General features: G+C 63.6%; 14 protein-coding genes. 7 read left to right on the top strand and 7 right to left on the bottom strand.

Going from position 1 to position 17,243, the window contains the following annotated elements; genetic code table 11:
- Window positions 1-353: 353 nt before the first annotated feature.
- From C2L65_RS37900 to C2L65_RS37885, 4 genes are all read left to right on the top strand, one after another.
- A complete protein-coding gene (locus tag C2L65_RS37900; RefSeq protein WP_042314913.1) occupies window positions 354-1,313 on the top strand; it encodes an AraC family transcriptional regulator in 960 nt (319 codons plus the stop codon).
- A 70-nt stretch (window positions 1,314-1,383) separates the two neighbouring features.
- Window positions 1,384-1,770, top strand: coding sequence for a DUF3331 domain-containing protein (locus C2L65_RS37895; protein ID WP_042314914.1), 387 nt, complete (start codon window positions 1,384-1,386; stop codon window positions 1,768-1,770).
- Window positions 1,771-1,925: 155 nt separating this feature from the next.
- Window positions 1,926-2,891, top strand: a complete 966-nt coding sequence (locus C2L65_RS37890) for a LysR family transcriptional regulator (RefSeq protein ID WP_042314915.1) — start codon at window positions 1,926-1,928, stop codon at window positions 2,889-2,891.
- Window positions 2,892-3,016: 125 nt separating this feature from the next.
- Complete coding sequence (locus C2L65_RS37885; RefSeq protein WP_042314916.1) at window positions 3,017-3,889, top strand: alpha/beta fold hydrolase; 873 nt, start codon at window positions 3,017-3,019, stop codon at window positions 3,887-3,889.
- A 22-nt stretch (window positions 3,890-3,911) separates the two neighbouring features.
- Here C2L65_RS37885 and C2L65_RS37880 read toward each other — a convergent pair whose 3' ends face one another.
- The 6 genes from C2L65_RS37880 to C2L65_RS37855 form a co-directional block, all read right to left on the bottom strand.
- Window positions 3,912-4,418, bottom strand: coding sequence for a Dps family protein (locus C2L65_RS37880; protein WP_042314925.1), 507 nt, complete (start codon window positions 4,416-4,418; stop codon window positions 3,912-3,914).
- A gap of 68 nt (window positions 4,419-4,486) precedes the next feature.
- The gene (locus C2L65_RS37875) at window positions 4,487-5,476 is read right to left on the bottom strand and encodes a cytochrome d ubiquinol oxidase subunit II (protein ID WP_042314917.1); all 990 of its coding nucleotides are present in this window, start codon (window positions 5,474-5,476) and stop codon (window positions 4,487-4,489) included.
- Window positions 5,477-5,506: 30 nt separating this feature from the next.
- The gene (locus tag C2L65_RS37870) at window positions 5,507-6,916 is read right to left on the bottom strand and encodes a cytochrome ubiquinol oxidase subunit I (RefSeq protein ID WP_042314918.1); all 1,410 of its coding nucleotides are present in this window, start codon (window positions 6,914-6,916) and stop codon (window positions 5,507-5,509) included.
- The gene (locus tag C2L65_RS37865) at window positions 6,909-9,266 is read right to left on the bottom strand and encodes an FdhF/YdeP family oxidoreductase (RefSeq protein ID WP_042314919.1); all 2,358 of its coding nucleotides are present in this window, start codon (window positions 9,264-9,266) and stop codon (window positions 6,909-6,911) included. Before C2L65_RS37865 ends, C2L65_RS37870 begins: the two co-directional genes overlap by 8 nt.
- A 275-nt stretch (window positions 9,267-9,541) precedes the next feature.
- The gene (locus tag C2L65_RS37860) at window positions 9,542-9,892 is read right to left on the bottom strand and encodes a hypothetical protein (protein ID WP_233446637.1); all 351 of its coding nucleotides are present in this window, start codon (window positions 9,890-9,892) and stop codon (window positions 9,542-9,544) included.
- Window positions 9,889-10,863, bottom strand: coding sequence for a LysR family transcriptional regulator (locus tag C2L65_RS37855; protein WP_042314920.1), 975 nt, complete (start codon window positions 10,861-10,863; stop codon window positions 9,889-9,891). The genes C2L65_RS37860 and C2L65_RS37855 overlap by 4 nt, the downstream gene beginning before the upstream one ends.
- Before the next feature lie 586 nt (window positions 10,864-11,449).
- Here C2L65_RS37855 and C2L65_RS37850 point away from each other — a divergent pair.
- From C2L65_RS37850 to C2L65_RS37835, 3 genes are all read left to right on the top strand, one after another.
- Complete coding sequence (locus C2L65_RS37850; protein ID WP_042314921.1) at window positions 11,450-12,091, top strand: HD domain-containing protein; 642 nt, start codon at window positions 11,450-11,452, stop codon at window positions 12,089-12,091.
- Window positions 12,092-12,134: 43 nt separating this feature from the next.
- Window positions 12,135-13,880, top strand: coding sequence for an FAD-dependent oxidoreductase (locus tag C2L65_RS37845; protein ID WP_042314922.1), 1,746 nt, complete (start codon window positions 12,135-12,137; stop codon window positions 13,878-13,880).
- A gap of 443 nt (window positions 13,881-14,323) precedes the next feature.
- Window positions 14,324-16,192 (top strand): ATP-binding protein, encoded by a 1,869-nt coding sequence (locus tag C2L65_RS37835; protein WP_233446636.1) that lies wholly within the window; start codon window positions 14,324-14,326, stop codon window positions 16,190-16,192.
- A gap of 33 nt (window positions 16,193-16,225) precedes the next feature.
- Here the strand turns inward: C2L65_RS37835 and C2L65_RS37830 are convergent, their stop codons facing one another.
- Window positions 16,226-17,146 carry a LysR family transcriptional regulator gene (locus C2L65_RS37830; protein ID WP_042314928.1) on the bottom strand — a complete coding sequence of 307 codons (921 nt, stop codon included), beginning with the start codon at window positions 17,144-17,146 and terminating at the stop codon, window positions 16,226-16,228.
- Window positions 17,147-17,243: the final 97 nt, after the last annotated feature.

Below are 17,243 nucleotides of genomic sequence, written 5' to 3'. Positions count from 1 at the left end.
CGGATGCCAGCGAAACCCCAGGCAAACCGCCACAACGCGTATGCCATCGAAACCCCAGGCAAACCGCCACAACGCGAATGCCATCGCAAACCCCAGGCAAGCCGCCACAACGCGAACACCATCGAAAACCCCCAAAAACCACCCCGGCGCCGCCAAACCAACAAAACAACAACCCCCGCGCCCCCGCGCGCCCCACCCGGTATTAAACCTTCATATAGGTTGACGCAACCATTCGACTGCACCGGCAACCCTATGTACGGCTAGTCGCGCCAGGCCCATCCGTTTAACTTTGATTCCATCGCGGCAGCGTTATTTGCGCCGCAATCAAATCACTGAAACCGGAAGAACCTGCCATGACCACCACACTGATCGACCTGCCCGCTCCGCTTGCCGATGTCGTGTCGCGCCGCCAGGCATCCCCCATCGTCGCCGAGCAGCAATGGCGCCGCATGAACGCGTCCACGCACGACGCCGCGACACAGCGCGACAACGTCGTCGTCATGCGCTGGACCCACTGCGGCGACGCGCCGCTCGAAGTGTCGAATGAAGGCAGTGTCGCCGATCACTGCATCGGCCTGAACCTGAAGTGCGCGGCGCTCACCTTCGATCACGCCGGTCGCCGGCTCGTACACGGCCGTCTGACGGCAGGCGCCGTTCAGGTCACCGCGCCGGGCGTGCCGACCCGCGCCGTGTTCTCGTCGTCCGCTGATGTGCTTCATCTGTTCGTGTCGCAGCAGGTGCTCGCCGAGTGCTATCAGGACCTGTTCCAGCACTCGCGCGACGCCGACATCGTGCTCGACGATCCCGATCTGATCCGCGACCCCGTGCTCGAGCGTCTGGGCCAGGCGCTGGCCGTCTCGCAGAGCAACGACGCCGCGCTCGGCAAGATGTTCACCGACAGCGTCAGCCTCGCGATCGTGTCGCATGTCGTCGGGCGTCATTTCGCCGGTGCTACGCGCCGTTCGCGCGAGGCCGCGCCGCTGCCGCAGTGGCGCATGAACCGCGTGATCGAATTCGTCGAGGCCCATCTCGCCGAACCCATCGGCCTTGCCGACATCGCGGCGAGCGCCGGCCTCACGCGCATGCATTTCGCTGCGCAATTCCGCCGCGCAACGGGCGTGCGCCCGCATGAGTATCTGCTGCGCCGGCGCGTCGAGCATGCGCAGCATCTGCTCGTGACATCGAAACACAACGTGATGGACGTCGCGCTGAGCTGCGGATTCCGCTCCCAGGCCCACTTCACGACCGTGTTCAAGAAGTTCGTCGGCGAAACGCCGCATCGCTGGAAAGAAAAGACCAGCGACGCGCGCTAAAGCGTCGTCCCGTACTTCAGACAGTCCCCAAGCCTCGCCCGAACCGATCGCTTTCCACAGGAGTTTCGACATGCTGGCAAACGCAAACGTGATGGACCCATGGACCCAGACCATCGGTCTGCTAGGGACGACTTCGCGCCTGATGGCAGTCGCGGAAGCCGCAGCGCAGCCGCGTCACAAGACGCGCAGCACGGATGAGCCCGTGGGCGCGCAGGTGACGCTGATCGATCGCCCCACGCCTTCGACGGCCACCATCGCGTGGCGCGATTCGACACGCGGCTGTTTCGGCGATCAGGTCTGGCGCATGGCGCGCGCCCGCATGCCGGGCTTCTGCGCGATGAGCGGCCAGGCCATCCGCCCCGGCGACGCCGTGTACAAGCCGAATCCGCGGCCCACGCCCGTCAATGGCGATGCGATGATTCTGGCTTCCGTCCTGCGCGACGCCGACACGCTCTGAACGGCGCGCGTCGCGCGATGACGGCGACGCGCGATGTCCCCTGCAATGCGAATGACGCGGCGCGTATGGCATAGTCCCCGCCTTGGGGCGCGATGCGGCCGTGAACGGGCGTGTCGTGCGGGATGGGATAGTCACTTTGCCTGGTGGGTCAGCGAATGGCAGATATCGTCGGCAGCATGCGCGTATTCGCGCGGGTGGTCGAGACGGGTTCGTTCACCGCGGTTGCGAAAGAGAACGACGTAACGGCCGCGCAGATTTCGCGCGCGGTCACGACGCTCGAAGAGCAGTTGCAGACGGCGCTGCTGCATCGCACGACACGCCACCTTTCGCTGACGGAAGCGGGCACCCGCTTCTACGAACGCGCGAAGGCGATCCTCGCGGACCTCGATGCGGCAACAGACGAGGCACGCAACGCGAGCATGTCGCCAGCAGGCAAGGTGCGGCTGCATTGCGCGCCTGGCCTTGCGCAAAGCACGGTGGCGGCGGCGCTGGTCAGCTACCAGCGCGCGTACCCTCATGTATCCGTCGAGCTGAAGATCGAACAGAGCATGCCGAATCTTGTCGAGGACGGCTATGACGTCTCATTGATCTCGGCGACGCAGCTTCCCGATTCCGCCTATGTCGCGCAGTCGCTCGGTTCCGCGTGGTCGTTGATGGTCGCTTCGCCCGGCTACGTGAAGCAGCACGGCATGCCGCTCACGCCCGACGACCTCGCCGCGCATACGCTGCTCAAGCTCGAAACACCCGTTTCGCCGGCCGACGAATGGCACCTCGAAAGCGCGCATGACACTCAGGTGATCACCCTCGCGCACGCGCCGCTGCAGGTCAACGCGCCCGACGTGATGCGCGCAATGCTGCTCGACGGTGCGGGTATCGGTACGCTCGCAACGTATTCCGCTGTCGACGATCTCATCTCCGGCAATCTGGTACGTGTGTTGCCGCAGTACAGGCTCAAGCCGTTCACGGTGTACGCCGTGTATCCTTCGCGGCGCTATCTGGAGGCGAAAGTCCGCACGTTGCTAGATCACTTGCGTTCGACGTTGACGCCCGCGCTCGAAAGCGCCCGCGAACGTATCGACGCCGTGAGCCGCACAGTGGAGCCCGCTGCAAAACGGGCCTGAATCGACGCGATTACCCGCAGCGCCATCAAGACTCTTTATCCCCGTCCCAGGCTTAATCACAGGCCGCCTGCTCAATAGACTGATTCTCAACCGGCATCGACCGGATCACCATTGGAGAATCAGTCATGACGAACACGATCGATCTCACGCGTCACACGGTCACTGCAAACGGCATTCGCCAGCACTATGTCGAAGCCGGCGAAGGCGCGCCCGTCGTGCTGCTGCACGGTTTTCCCGAAACGAATCATGCGTGGCGGCATCAGATTCCCGTGCTCGCGCAGCACCATCGCGTGATTGCGCCGGATCTGCGCGGCTACGGCGAAACTGACAAGCCCGCGAGCGGCTACGACAAGCGGACCATGGCGAACGACTTGCGCGCGTTATTGAGCGAACTGTCGATCGAACGCGTGGCGCTCGTCGGGCACGATCGCGGTGCGCGCGTGGCGACGCGCTTTGCGAAGGATCATCCCGAAGCGCTGGACCGTCTCGTCGTGATGGACAACGTGCCGACGCGCATCGTCGCGCAAGCGATCGACGCGAAGATCGCGCGCGCGTACTGGTTCTTCCTGTTCCACCAGGTGCCCGACCTGCCGGAGACGTTGATCGCAGGCAAGGAGCGCGCGTGGCTGCGGCATTTCTTCTCGGACTGGTGCTATGACCCGAACGCGATTTCGGGCGAGGCATTCGAGACCTATGTGCGCGCGTACGAAGCGCCCGGCGCGGTGCGTGGCGCGATGGCGGACTATCGCGCGAACGCCGTCGACGTTGCGCAGGACAAGGAAGATGCCGACGTGCTGATCGAAGCGCCGACGCTTGCGCTGTGGGGCGAGGCGTTCTATGCGGTGGGCCAGATGTTCGACATGGAGAACGTCTGGAAGGGCATGGCGCGCGATGTCGTGACGCACGCGATTCCGCGCGCCGGACATCTGCCGCATGAAGAGCAGCCGGAGATCGTCAACCGGATTCTGGTCGACTTTCTCGAAGGCTGGAAAGGTTGATGCTCGCGCGACCAGCGATCGATTAACGCATCGCTTCGAGGAGAATCCACGCGCGCCGCTGCGCGTCGGCGATCCAGTTCTCCAGCAGGCTCGCCGTCGCGACGTCGTGATGCTTTTCGCAGGCCGCGTGCGCGCTCAGCATGAAAGCCGCGAGCCGCAGGTTGTCCGCGCGCAACTCGGCGAGCATCTGTTGCGGCGGCAGGGCGGGCACATCACTTTCGGCGAGCCGTTGCAGGCGCGAGATATCGCTGATCGAATGCAGCGTCGTGCCGCCGATCATGCGCACGCGTTCGGCAATCGCATCGGTGATTTCGAAGATCCGCTCGCCTTGTTCCTCAAGCAGCAGATGACAGTCGCGGAACTGCGGACCGAACATGCGCCAATGAAAGTTCTTCGTCTTGAGATACAGCGCGAACACATCGGCGAGCAACGGGTTCAGGTGCGACGAAATATCCTCGACAGCGTGTTCGCTGAAAGGCCTGAACTGCGCGGCGGGTGTTGCGTCGACGAAGACATAAGAATGGGACATGACGGTGTTCCAGGAATGTGAGGCCGACGCGGCCCAAAGCGTGGCCGCATCGTCGAACATAAGAAGCGTCACTCGCCCGCGTGCGCTTCGCCAATGACCTTGCCGCGGAAGATGTAGTACTGGTACAGGTTGTACCCGATCATCACAGGGAAGATCAGCCCGATACCGGCCAGCATGAACGCGAGCGTGTGCGAATCGGAAGCGGCCTGCACGATGCCCAGCTTGCCGGGCACGAAGTCCGGAAACAGGCTGACGGCAAGGCCGACGAACGACACGATGAACAGCGTCACGGCGCCACGAAACGGCCCGCGCGACGCGCCCATGTACAGCGACGCCACGATGAACGCGAAGGCGAGCGCCGCCGCGAGGCCGAGCGCGATCAGCACATGCATGACACCGGGCTGCGACCAGCGGTCGAGGCCGACATCGCTGAAGAACCATGTCGCGATGGTCAGCAGCAGCGCGGCTGCGACGGTCAGCGCCGCGCTCAGCAGCGCGAGACGCCGCGACCATTGCTCGATCATGCCCACCGTTTTCTTCACCAGATACGTCGCGCCAAGCAGGGCGTATCCCGCGACCACGCCGATCGCCGCCACGACGATGAACCCCTGGCTCATCTCGCCGGGCACAAGGCCCGTGATGATCTTGCCGAGCACGACGCCTTGCGCGAGCGCGGCGACGAGGCTGCCGATGCCGAACACCTTGTCCCACAGCGGACCATGCTCGACGCTGTGGCGGAACTCGATCGCCGCGCCGCGCATGATGAGCCCGGCGATCAGCCCCATGATGGGCAGATAGAGATCCTGCATCAGCTGCGCGTACGCAACCGGAAACGCGCCGAACAGTCCGCCGCCGAGCACGACGAGCCAGGTTTCGTTCGCGTCCCAGACGTGGCCGATCGACTCGACCATCACGTCGCGATCTTCGCGCCGCGTGCGCAGCAGGCTGAGAATGCCGACGCCGAGATCGAAGCCGTCCGTCACGACGTAGAAGACCAGCATCAGGCCGAGCAGGCCGAACCACACGTAGGCCAGCAACGAATGTGTAGAGCTATCCATGAAGCAACCTCTTGAGCTGAGTACGCGGCATCAATAGCCGGAAATGGATTTCGTCGTCGCGGCGCGCGCGGCGTTCGCTGTGACAATGGCGGGCGGCACGCTGGTCAGATCGGGGCCCGTGCGCAGCCAGCGGCGCGCGAGGACGAAGAACGTGACGAGCAGCACGACATAGAACGCGAAGAACATCGCCATGCTCAGCGAGATCGACGAGGGCGCGACTGTGGATGCCGCCTGGCTCGTGCGCAGCAGCCCATACACGACCCACGGCTGACGTCCCACTTCACGCACGATCCAGCCCGCTTCGACGGCCACATACGGCAGCGGAATGCACAACACCCACGCGAGCAGCAGCTTGCGGCGCGCAAGCAGCGCATCGAGGCTGCCGCGCGCCTTGCGCAGCGCGTAGACGGTCCAGAACGCCAGCAGCATGAAGCAGAATCCGATGCCCGCCATCACGCGGAACGCGTAGTAGAGCAGGGGAAGCATTGGCGGCTGGTCTTCGGGCTTGAAGTCGGTGAGGCCCTTCACCTGGCCGTGCAGCGAGTGCGTGCCGAGCACGCTCAGCATGCCGGGGACTTCCAGCGACCAGTCGTTGCGCTGCGCCGCCTTGTCGGGCCACGCGAGCAGCGACCAATTCGCGCCCGTGCCGGGCGCATTGGTGTGCCAATGGCCTTCGATCGCCGCGCCCTTCGCGGGCTGCGTTTCGAACACGCTCACGCCGCTCGAATCGCCGAGCCAGATTTGCAGCGGCGCGGCGATCACCAGCACGGCGAGCGCGATCTTGAACGAGCGCGCAAAGAACTCGGGGTGGCGCTTGCGGAACAGGTTGTACGCGGAGATGCCCGCGATCACGAACATGCCCGTTTCGATTGCCGCGACCCACATGTGCGACACGCCCCACACCATGTCGGGATTGAAGATCGCGGCCAGATAGTTGGTCACCTCGATCTTGCCGTCGACGACGGCGTAACCGGCCGGCGTCTGCATCCACGAGTTGGCGACCATGATCCAGAACGCGGAGATGCTGGAGCCGAGCGCGACCATGCCCGTTGCGAACAGGTGTACGCCGCGCGGCACGCGTCCCCAGCCGAGCAGCATCACGCCGACGAAACCCGCTTCGAGCATGAACGCCATCGCGCCTTCGAAGCCGAGAATGTTGCCGATGAACTGGCCGCTGTACTGCGAGAAGCCCGCCCAGTTGGTGCCGAACTGAAACTCCATCGGAATGCCGCTGACCACGCCGACCGCGAAGTTCAGCACCAGCAGCTTGCTCCAGAAGCGCGCCTGACGGTACAACATCGCGTCGCCCGTCTTGATCCACAGCGCTTCGACGAGGAACAGAAAGGCGGACAGGCTGATGGTCAGGATCGGCCACAAAATATGGAAGATGGCCGTCATCGCGAACTGCGCGCGCGACAGGTTGGCAACATGATCAAGCATGGCTGGCCTCCTCGGATTGCGGCGCGGCTTGCACGACGATGGCGCGCGTCGCGGACTCGGGACCGACAGCGGCGGCGCGCACGATCTTCACGGGCACCGATTTGTACGACGGCGTGCGGCTTTGCGGATCGAACGCGTAAAGCGGCACGAGCGGATTCACCTCGGGGTAATACGCGCCGCAGCATCCGTCGGGCAGCGAATACTCGACCACCTTGAAGCTGTGGACAACGCGTTCGATGCCATCCGTCGAGAGCGCGACGATATCGACGCGCTCGCCCGGATGCAGCCCGCGCTTTTGCAGTTCGTGCTGATTCATGAACACGACGTCGCGCTGGCCGAACACGCCGCGATAGCGGTCCGAATGCGAATAGAGCGTGGTGTTGTACTGATCGTGGCTGCGCATGGTGGTGAGCCACAGCGCGTCGGGATCGTCGTGCCACGGGTTTTCGTCGAGGCCTTTGAAGACGAGGAAATTCGCGCGGCCCGTCGGCGTGTCCCACACGCGTTCGCGCGCGTTCGACGTAAGATGGAAGCCGCCCGGCACACGGATGCGCTCGTTGTACGCCTGGAAAATCGGGAACACGATTTCGATCGCGTCGCGAATATGGTCGTAGTTCGCGACCATCTGCTCCCAGGGCACACGCGACTTCTCGCCGAGCGTCGCGCGCGCAATGCCCGCGACGATGGCCGGCTCGCTCATCAGATGCGGCGACGCAGGCTCGTTGCGGCCAGCGGACGCATGCACCATCGACATCGAATCTTCGACGGTGATCGACTGCGGACCTCCCGCCTGAATGTCGATCTCCGTGCGGCCGAGGCACGGCAGAATCAGCGCTGCCTTGCCATGTACGAGATGGCTGCGATTGAGCTTCGTCGCGATGTGTACGGTCAGGTCGAGCTTGCGGATCGCTTCCTGCATGCGGACCCAGTCGGGAATCGCAGCCGCAAAATTGCCGCCCAACCCGATGAACACTTTCGCGTCCCCGCGCATCATCGCTTCGAGCGTTGCGATTACGTCGTTGCCGTGGTTGCTCGGCGGGCGAAACCCAAAGGCGCGTTCGATGCCTTCAATCAAGCCCTTGTTCGGCTTCTCCGTAATGCCGACCGTGCGATTGCCTTGCACGTTCGAATGTCCGCGCACTGGGCAGATGCCCGCGCCCTCGCGGCCGACGTTGCCACGCAGCAGCGCAAGATTTGCTATCTGCTGGACGTTCTCCGTGCCGCGATGGTGTTGCGTAATGCCCATGCCGTACACGAGAATCGCATTCTCGGCCTGCATGTAGATGTTCGCCGCGTTCTCGATATCGGCGCGCGACAAACCCGAATGCCGTTCGATCGCATCCCACGATGTCGCGCGCAAATCGTCAAGCAGCGCATCGATGCCGTGCGTATGGCCTTCGATGAATTCAATGTCGAGGATGCGTGGCTTGTCGGCGGCGAGCGCGGCGTCGTCGGCTTCGACGATAGCCTTCATCATCCCCTTGAGCACGGCGACGTCGCCGCCTACCTTGACCTGATACAGGAACGTGCTGATCGGCGTGTAGCCGAGTGTCGCCATTTCGACGGGGTTTTGCGGCGACGCGAAGCGCTCCAGCGCGCGTTCGCGGAACGGATTGAACGACACGATCTTCGCGCCGCGGCGCGACGCCGAATGCAGGTCGCTCATCATGCGCGGGCTGTTGGTGCCGGGGTTCTGCCCGAAGATGAAGATCGCATCGGCGTGTTCGAAGTCTTCGAGCAGCACCGTGCCTTTACCGACGCCGATCGATTGCGGCAAGCCGAAGCTCGTCGCTTCGTGGCACATGTTCGAGCAGTCGGGAAAGTTGTTGCTGCCGAATTCGCGGACGAACAACTGGTAAAGAAACGCCGCTTCGTTCGACGCGCGGCCGGACGTATAAAAATCGGCCTGATCGGGATGGTCGAGCGCGTTCAGATGGCGGCCCACGAGCGCAAACGCACCGTCCCAGCTGATGGGCGCATAGCGGTCCGTGATGGCGTCATAGACCATCGGATGCGTGAGGCGGCCGACCATTTCGAGGTCATAGTCGTCCCATGCGGTGAGTTCGGAAACGCTGTGCGCGGCGAAGAACTCCGGCGTGCAGCGGTTCACGGTCGCTTCCCACGCGACGGCCTTCGCGCCGTTCTCGCAGAATTCGAACGACGACGTGTGTTTCGGGTCGGGCCATGCGCAACCCGGACAGTCGAAGCCTTGCGGCTGGTTCATGTGCAACAGCGTCTTCGCGCCGGAGACGGGGATGCCCTGAAGCGTCAGCGCTTCACCCGTTGCCTTGAGCGCGCCCCAACCGCCTGCGGGGTCGCTGTAAATGCGGATCACCTTCTTTTTTCCCATTTCCGTTTCCTGTCCATTCGAACCAGTGTCATTGAGCGAATGATCGGGGCACGGAAACAAAGCGTCTTGCCTGTTTGCCCGCTGGTTTTGTTTCCACACGGAGTTGCCTGACCGGTTGCGAGGTGATTGAGCCCGCGAACGATTCGTTTGATACCTTGTTTTAGCGGTCGGACAATGGGGAAACGCAAATCGCTTTTCATCACGAATGAAAAAAAGCGGGCGATTTGTCTGACACAAATCGCCCGCTTTTCCAAGCAAGAAAATGAACTGCGAGGTTACGTCCAGTGCCTGGAATCGGTCACGCGGCGCTGGTATCCAAACACGCCACGATGCGCGTGCCGGTCGCGCGCAGGCTCGCCGAAACTGTCGAGCTTTTGCATCGCGGGCCGCGCTCGCGCGGGCACATGTTCCTTCCACGGCGACGAAACATCCGTAGCCGATACGGGCGTTGGCTTACCGGCTTCGGCGGCCAGCCGTTCGAGCGGCAATTGCGCATTCGCGCCGACCACGAGAATCGCCTGCATGATGCCCGGCGCCTGATACGCGCAGGTCGCAGCCAACGCAACGCTACACGCGGCGATCGCATAGCTGGGCCGGAAAAAAGGAAAGGCGATGGTGCGCATCATGCATTCTCCATTACGCGCGCTACACGGCTGAAGGTTTGATGTTGGTGCTCGTTTAAAAGGCGGGTGTCGAGCGCCTCTCTCAGATGCGACGTCATAAAATCGATGAAGGTCTTGATCTTCGCGTCGATATGGTGCCGGCTTGAATAAACGGCGAAAACGCTCGTATTTTGAAGGCGCGATTCGGGGAATAACTGAAGCAGCCTTCCATTGCGAATGTCGTCGATCACGCAATGCACCGGCAATGCCGCGACGCCCGCGCCCGCCAGCGTCGCAATGCGGATCGCCTCGGTGTCGTTGATCGCGAACTGGCCGGCGCCTTCCTGACCTGTCGACTGTCCCGTCGGCTTCACGAGGCTGAGTTTCACCGGATGGCCGTTCGGCTCGACACGAAACGGCATCGGCGTCAGCGCGTGCTCGTCGAGATCGATCGCGGTTTCGATCCGATGCGTCTGAAGAAAGGCAGGGGACGCGACCAGCACGCGCTCGCAGTGGCCGATCAGCTTGCAGACGTTGCGCGAGTCGGGCAGCGTCGGCGCGGCGACGATCGACACATCCACTTCGTCTTCGAGCAGATTCGCCATGCGCGGCAGAAACTTCAACTGCACCGCAACGGTCGGAAAGCGCTTGCGATACTCGAGAATGGAGTGCGTCAGTTGCGCGAGGCCGAGATCCGTCACGCAGTGAATCCGCAGCGTGCCGCGCGCGCTGGTATGCGCGTCGCCCGCTTCGGCTTCGGCGTCTTCCAGATCGGCGAGGATCTTCTTGCACTTCTGGTAGTAGCGCTCGCCCGGTTCCGTCAGCGAAACCTTGCGCGTCGTACGTTGCAGGAGTCGCGCGTGCAGATGGTCTTCGAGCGACGACACGGCGCGCGACACACTGCCCGTGCTGCAGTTCATGTGGTCTGCCACCGCGCTGAAGCTGCCCGACTCGACGACGCGCGAGAAAATACGCATGCTCAAGATCTTGTCCATGGAACCGTTCACCTCGTGCTGTCTGATCCGTTTTGTCTTGTGCGGAATACGACTTTTTGCCGCTTGAGACAAAGATAGACCGAGGCGACGGAATGAACCATCGTACGTTGGGACGTCTGCTTAATCCAAGTAGTCAGGGCCTCATACGTTGGTATAGGGCGGCGGGCACGATTCGCTGTGGATACCTGATCCGTTGCGCTCAGCTTGATGAATCCGTCCGCGCTGCAATCCCGCATTGCGCTGGACGCAACCAAAAATGCGTGACGCGACGGGTAGACTTCGTCCGCCTCGCAAAGCGGCGCTTTCAGGAAAATTAAAGGCCGAAACCGCGCGCGACGCATCCGCCTACACGGCCAGCAGCAATGTGTTTAGTGGAAACGCAATGTGTTTCGCGCCACGCGTCGCGCGATGCCGTGGGCATGGCAGGCCCTAAAAAGCAGGGAAATCCTGCGTTGAAGCACGCAAATTTCATCGCGTGTATTCAGGTTTTTTAATGCTTCGACAAAGTATTCTTCACTCCGCATTGCTACGCTGCAAGGTGCATTGGAGCACATGGCCGGACATCATCCGGCGCGGAGGAGTCAACATGAACAAGAACGTTGCCGGCGTCGACATTCCCGACGGCGTGCTGGCTCGCGCGGCTTTCGAGCATGTTCGCGGTATCGAACCCGAGTTGTTGTTGCGTCACGCGCTGCGCGTGTTTCTGTTCGCTGCGTTGATAGGCTGCAAAGACGCGCTCGCATTCGATATGGAACTGCTGTACGTCAGCGCGCTTTTTCACAACGTCGGGCTGAACGAGCGGTATCGCCATTCGCCGAACCGCTTCGAGATCGACAGCGCAAACGCGGCGCGTGAGTTTCTGCGCAGTCATCGCACCGACGAATCCGCGACGGCGCAAGTGTGGACCGCGATCGCGCTGCATACCACGCCGGGCATTCCCGAACACATGTCGCCGCTCGTCGCGCTGCTCAGCGCCGGCGTCCACATGGACGTGCGCGGCGCGCGCTATCACGAGTTCATGGCGCAGCAGCGCGACGACATCGTGCAGGCGTTTCCGCGCGAACGCGGCTTCAAGACGAAGCTGATCGAAGCGTACGCGCGCGGCATGGAGCATCGCCCCGAAACGACGTTCGGCACGGTCAACGCGGACGTGCTCGACAGATGGGACCCGGACTACCGGCGCCTGAATTTTTGCGGGCTGGTGCTGGGATCGGAGTGGCCCCACTAGCGGCCGCTCGCGTCAACACATTCAGTCAAGGCAAAGCAAAGTCATGAATACCCCGGCGATCAACCCTCCAGATCTTCTGTCCACCCAGCCCGATGCGGGCGCGCCGGATCTGGCGATGCCGTATTCGTCGCTGGAGTTCCGCCAGCATCAGATGTTTCCGCGCTTGTCCGCCGCGCAGATCGCGAGCCTGCGCCGCTTCGCGCAGCCGATGTCGTTCAAGGCGGGCGAGCTGATCTTCGAAACGGGGCGCATCGCACTGGGGCTGTTCGTGCTGTTGCACGGGCGCGTGCGAATCTGTTCACGCGACAGCTTCGGCCGATCGACGCTCGTGACCGAGCACGACGACGGCCATTTCATGGCCGAGATGGCGCAGTTGTCGGGCAAGCCGGCGTTGATCGACGGCATCGCGCTGACCGATTGCGAAACGCTCGTGGTGTCGCCCGACAAACTGCGCGCGTTGATCGTCGCCGACGCGCAACTCGGCGAGCACATCATGCGCGCGCTGATTCTGCGCAGGCTGGGACTGATCGAGCAGGGGCTCGGGCCGATCATCGTCGGCAATGGCGACGATGCGCGCCTCGTCCGGTTGCAGGGCTTCCTGCGCCGCAATGCCTACCCCGCGATGGTGATCGACGCGCGTCACGACGCCGAGGCCGTCACGCTGCTCGCAGGCATCACGACAGGCCCCGACGATTTCCCGTTGGTGTTCTGCCCGAACGGCTCCGTGCTGCGCGCACCCGACGAAGCGCAACTCGCGTCGTGCCTCGGCCTCGTGCCGACCTTCGAGCGCTCGCATGTGTACGACGTCGCGATCGTCGGCGCAGGTCCGGCGGGACTGGCTGCCGCCGTGTATGCGGCCACGGAGGGTTTGTCCGTTGCCGTGTTCGACCAGCGCGCGCCGGGCGGGCAGGCGGGCGCGAGTTCGCGGATCGAGAACTACCTCGGCTTTCCGACGGGCATCTCGGGCCAGGCGCTCGCCGCGCGCGCGTTCCAGCAGGCGTTGAAGTTTGGCGCGCATCTGGCGATTCCCGGCAAGGTCACGTGCGTCGACAGCGAAGACGGCGTTCACGGGTTGACGCTGCTCGACGGCCAGCGCGTCAATGCGCGCACGGTTGTCGTCGCGAGCGGCGCGGCGTATCGCAAGCCGGGCGTCGCGGGCTTCGACCGGTTCGAAGGGAACGGTATTTACTACTGGGCGTCTCCCATCGAGGCCAAGCTGGTCAAGGGGCAGGACATCGTGCTGATCGGCGGCGGCAATTCTGCGGGCCAGGCCACCGTGTTTCTCGCCAACTTCGCGCGCAGCATTCGCGTGCTGATTCGCGGCGCGGATCTGAATGCGAGCATGTCGAAGTATCTGATCGATCGCATCGGCTCGTTGCCGAACGTCTCGGTGTGTACGCGCTGCACGCTGCAGACGCTCGAAGGCGACGAGGCGGGATTGACGCATGTCCATGTGCGGCGCGAAGAAGAGGGCGACGAGACGATTGAGACGCGTCACCTGTTCCTATTCATCGGCGCCGATCCGAAGACCGACTGGCTCATGTCGAGCGGCGTCGAACTGGATAGCCACGGTTTCGTCGTGACGGGCTTCGCGCGGCGCTCGCAAACGCAAGGCGGTACGGGCATTCACTACCCGCTCGAAACCAGCTTGCCCGGCATGTTCGCGGTCGGCGACGTGCGCTCCGAATCGACCAAGCGCGTGGCGTCCGCCGTGGGCGACGGCGCGGCCGTCGTGAGTCAGATTCACGCTTATCTCGCGCATTGCCTCGCGGCTGTACAGAACAGTTAACAACAATTAGCGGCCGCGATTCGACAGACTCGCTATGCTTCGACGCATGTCGCAGCGAGTGAGTGAACATCAATGATCCGTCTTCATGCGTTGCGCGCGGCGCGAACTCGTCGCGGCCGCGCACATCGTGTTTCCCGGTCTTGTGCATATCCGCAAGGACGGCGCGACGTACCGATGGGTGCCTGCCAACACGCCTTCGCTTTGATGAGGGCTTCATGCGGGACCCTCGCAATGAATGCCCTTGCAACGCCTTCAAAATTTTCGAACAGATCGTTCGGATTTTTCCACCCATGCATCAGCCGCGCCGTTCTAGACTGCCAAGCACATCATTCGGTATGCAGCATGCTACGCATTGTGTCTTGCTCTATCCGCGATTCCTTTCGACTACGACTCAACGGCGTATGCCGTGAAGCGTTGCACGCGCATGCGTGCGCGATCCACTCATGACCCGCGTCGGACCGCTCGACATCGATCTCGCGCGCCGTGAAGCACGCGTCGACGGCATGGCCGTGCGCATCGGGAATCGTGCGTTCGACATACTCGAACTGCTGATCGAGGCGCAGGGCGGACTGGTGTCGAAGGAAACGATTCTGGAGCGCGTGTGGCCGGACTCGGTGGTCGGCGACAACAACCTTCAGGTGCATATGTCGGCGCTGCGCAAGCTGCTCGGCGACAGCCGCGACCTGATCAAGACGATTGCGGGGCGCGGCTACCGGCTCGTCGGCTCTGCTGCCTGCGTGCAGCACGAAGATGAAGGCGCGCCTTTGCACGACACGCATCACACGCTCGTGCAAAGCGCCGTGCCGAACAATCTGCCTGCGTGCGGCTCCGTGCTCGTCGGCCGCGATGAAGCGACTGCGCATGTCAGTACCATGCTGCGCAGCGCGCGTCACGTGACGCTGGTCGGCTCGGGCGGCATCGGCAAGACGCGCGTCGCGATCGAGGTCGCGCGCCGCCTGCTGGAGCACGCGCCGGGCGGCGTCTATTTCGTGTCCTTGGGTTCGGCGTCCGACATGAGCAGCGTGCTGGCGATGATGGCATCCGTGCTCGGCGTGCCGCCTGAATGCGGTTGTTCGACGCGCGAGCGCATCGTCGAGGCGATCGGCGGTCGGCGCATGCTGATCGTGCTCGACGGCTGCGAGCATGTAATCGACGTGGCCGCGCAGCTTGCAAACCATCTGCTGAACGCATGCCCGCGCTTGCGCATGCTGTCGACGAGCCGCGAGCCGTTGCGCATTCCGTCTGAATCGTTGTACTGGGTATCCGCGCTCGACGTGCCCGAGCCGAACGACGATACCCCGCGCGTGCGCCGCTGCAGCGCCGTGAGCCTGTTCCTGATACGCGCCCGCGCGATCGACGCGCGCTTCGCCGCCGACGACGCGAGCCTCCACGTGACGGGCATGGTGTGCCGGCGGCTCGACGGCATTCCGCTGGCGATCGAGCTTGCCGCGGCCCGTGCGGCGCTGCTCGGCATCGACACGTTGGCCGCGCATCTTGACGACCGCTTCGGCATGTTGACGGGCGGCACGCGCACCGCGTTGCCGCGCCACCAAACGCTAAAGGCGACGCTCGACTGGAGCCACGCGCTGCTCGACGAAGCCGAACGCAAGACCTTGCGCCGGGTCGGCATTTTCGCGGACCGCTTTCCGCTCGAAGCCGCGATTGCGATCGCGGCCGATCATGAAACGCGCGAGCTGGACGTGGTCGCGGCAATGGCGGCGCTAGTCGAAAAGTCGCTGGTGGTCGCGAGTACCGGGCCGGGCACCGCATCGTTCCGGCTGCTCGAAACGACGCGCATGTACGCACGGCAGAAGCTCGACGATAACGGCGAGCGCCGCGTCGTCGCGTTGAATCATGCGCGCTATCTGTCCACGGTGATCGACGGCAACGCGCGCGCAGCGGGTCATTGCGCTGGCGAACGCTGGCGCAGCGGGATTCCCGCGCTGCTCGACGAGATTCGTGCGGCGCTGGGCTGGGTGTTGTCCGAAGAGGGCGACGAAGCATTACGCGAAACGCTGCCCGTCAATGCCGTCTTTCTGTTCTATGAGCTGTCGCTGATCGACGAGTGTTGCACGTGGGCGCGGCGCGCGCTTGCTGCCATTGCGCCTGCGGACGACTCCGCGCATGCGTTGCCACGCCAGCGCGCGCGGCTTCGGCTTCTCGCGGCGCTGGGTGCGGCGCTCGTGCGGGTTCACGGCCCCAACGCGGAGACGCATGCGATCTGGAAAGAAGTGCTCGCGTCGGCGATCGCATCGGGCGACCGACCACACGTGGATGTGGGAAGCGGATTGATCTGCGCCACGCCGTTGTGAGAATGCGCGTAGCGCCCTGCATCGAGCGGCGCGTCAACTCATCGCTACGAGCCGTTGCGCGACGTCGTCGATCAGGTCCGGCCGGTCGAGTTGATCGACCCACCAGCGCAGCGCCTTGCCCGCTTCGTCGTCTCGCCACGCCAGATAGAAATGCGTGACCGAGCGCATCCCCGACACTTCCTTGCGCACCAGTTGCCCGCGGCTCAACGGCCCCGCGGCAATACATTCGGGCACCGTGCCGACGCCAAGGCCGCGAATCTGCGCGGCAAGCTTGGTTTCGAGCGTCGGCACCGTCAGCACTTCCTGATTGGCGGCGAGCGCGATGGTGCGCGGCATGAGCTTGCGTGACGTGTCGCTGATCGCGACAGCGCGGTGACGCGCGACGGCATCCATCGTCAACGGCTCGGCAGCCGACGCTAGCGGATGACCGGGCGCGATCACGAACGCGTGCTGCAACGAGCCAATCGGCTTCGCAACGAGGTTCGCGATGGGCGGCGGCTCGCCCGCTGCGCCGACGACGAGGTCTGCGCGCCGCGTGATCAGCGCGTCCCATGTGCCGCCGAGCGTCTCTTTCGACAGCAGCAGCCGGGTGCCGAGATTGAGCTTGTAGAAGTCGGTGACGTGAGGCCAGATCAGGTCGAACGGAATGATTTCGTCGATGGCGACGCGCAGTTCCGACTCCCAGCCATGCTCGATCCGCTTTGCTTTCTGTTCGAGTTCGCGCGCGGCTTCGAGCAGACGCCGGCCTTCTTCGACGATCACGCGGCCCGCATGCGTGAGCTTCGCGCGGCGGCCCGTGCGCTCGAACAGCTTCACGCCGAGATCGACTTCCAGCTTCTGAACCAGATACGTCAACGACGACGGCACCTTGTGCAGTTCTTCCGCTGCGGCTGCGAACGTGCCGGTGCGATCGATTGCATCGAGCGCTTGCAGGACTTCAAAAGAGAGGTTCATGAATGGCGTCGCGAGGAATGTGTGAATGCGTTGTCGCTCATAGCATGAAGGCGGCGTCGCATTCGCGCAATACGTGAATCCGAATGTTGGTCCAATG

Origin of the sequence: Paraburkholderia terrae (assembly GCF_002902925.1) — a bacterium.
GTDB lineage: Bacteria > Pseudomonadota > Gammaproteobacteria > Burkholderiales > Burkholderiaceae > Paraburkholderia > Paraburkholderia terrae.
The sequence above is the reverse complement of the archived record's forward strand: the minus strand, read 5'-3'. Positions and strand labels throughout refer to the sequence as shown.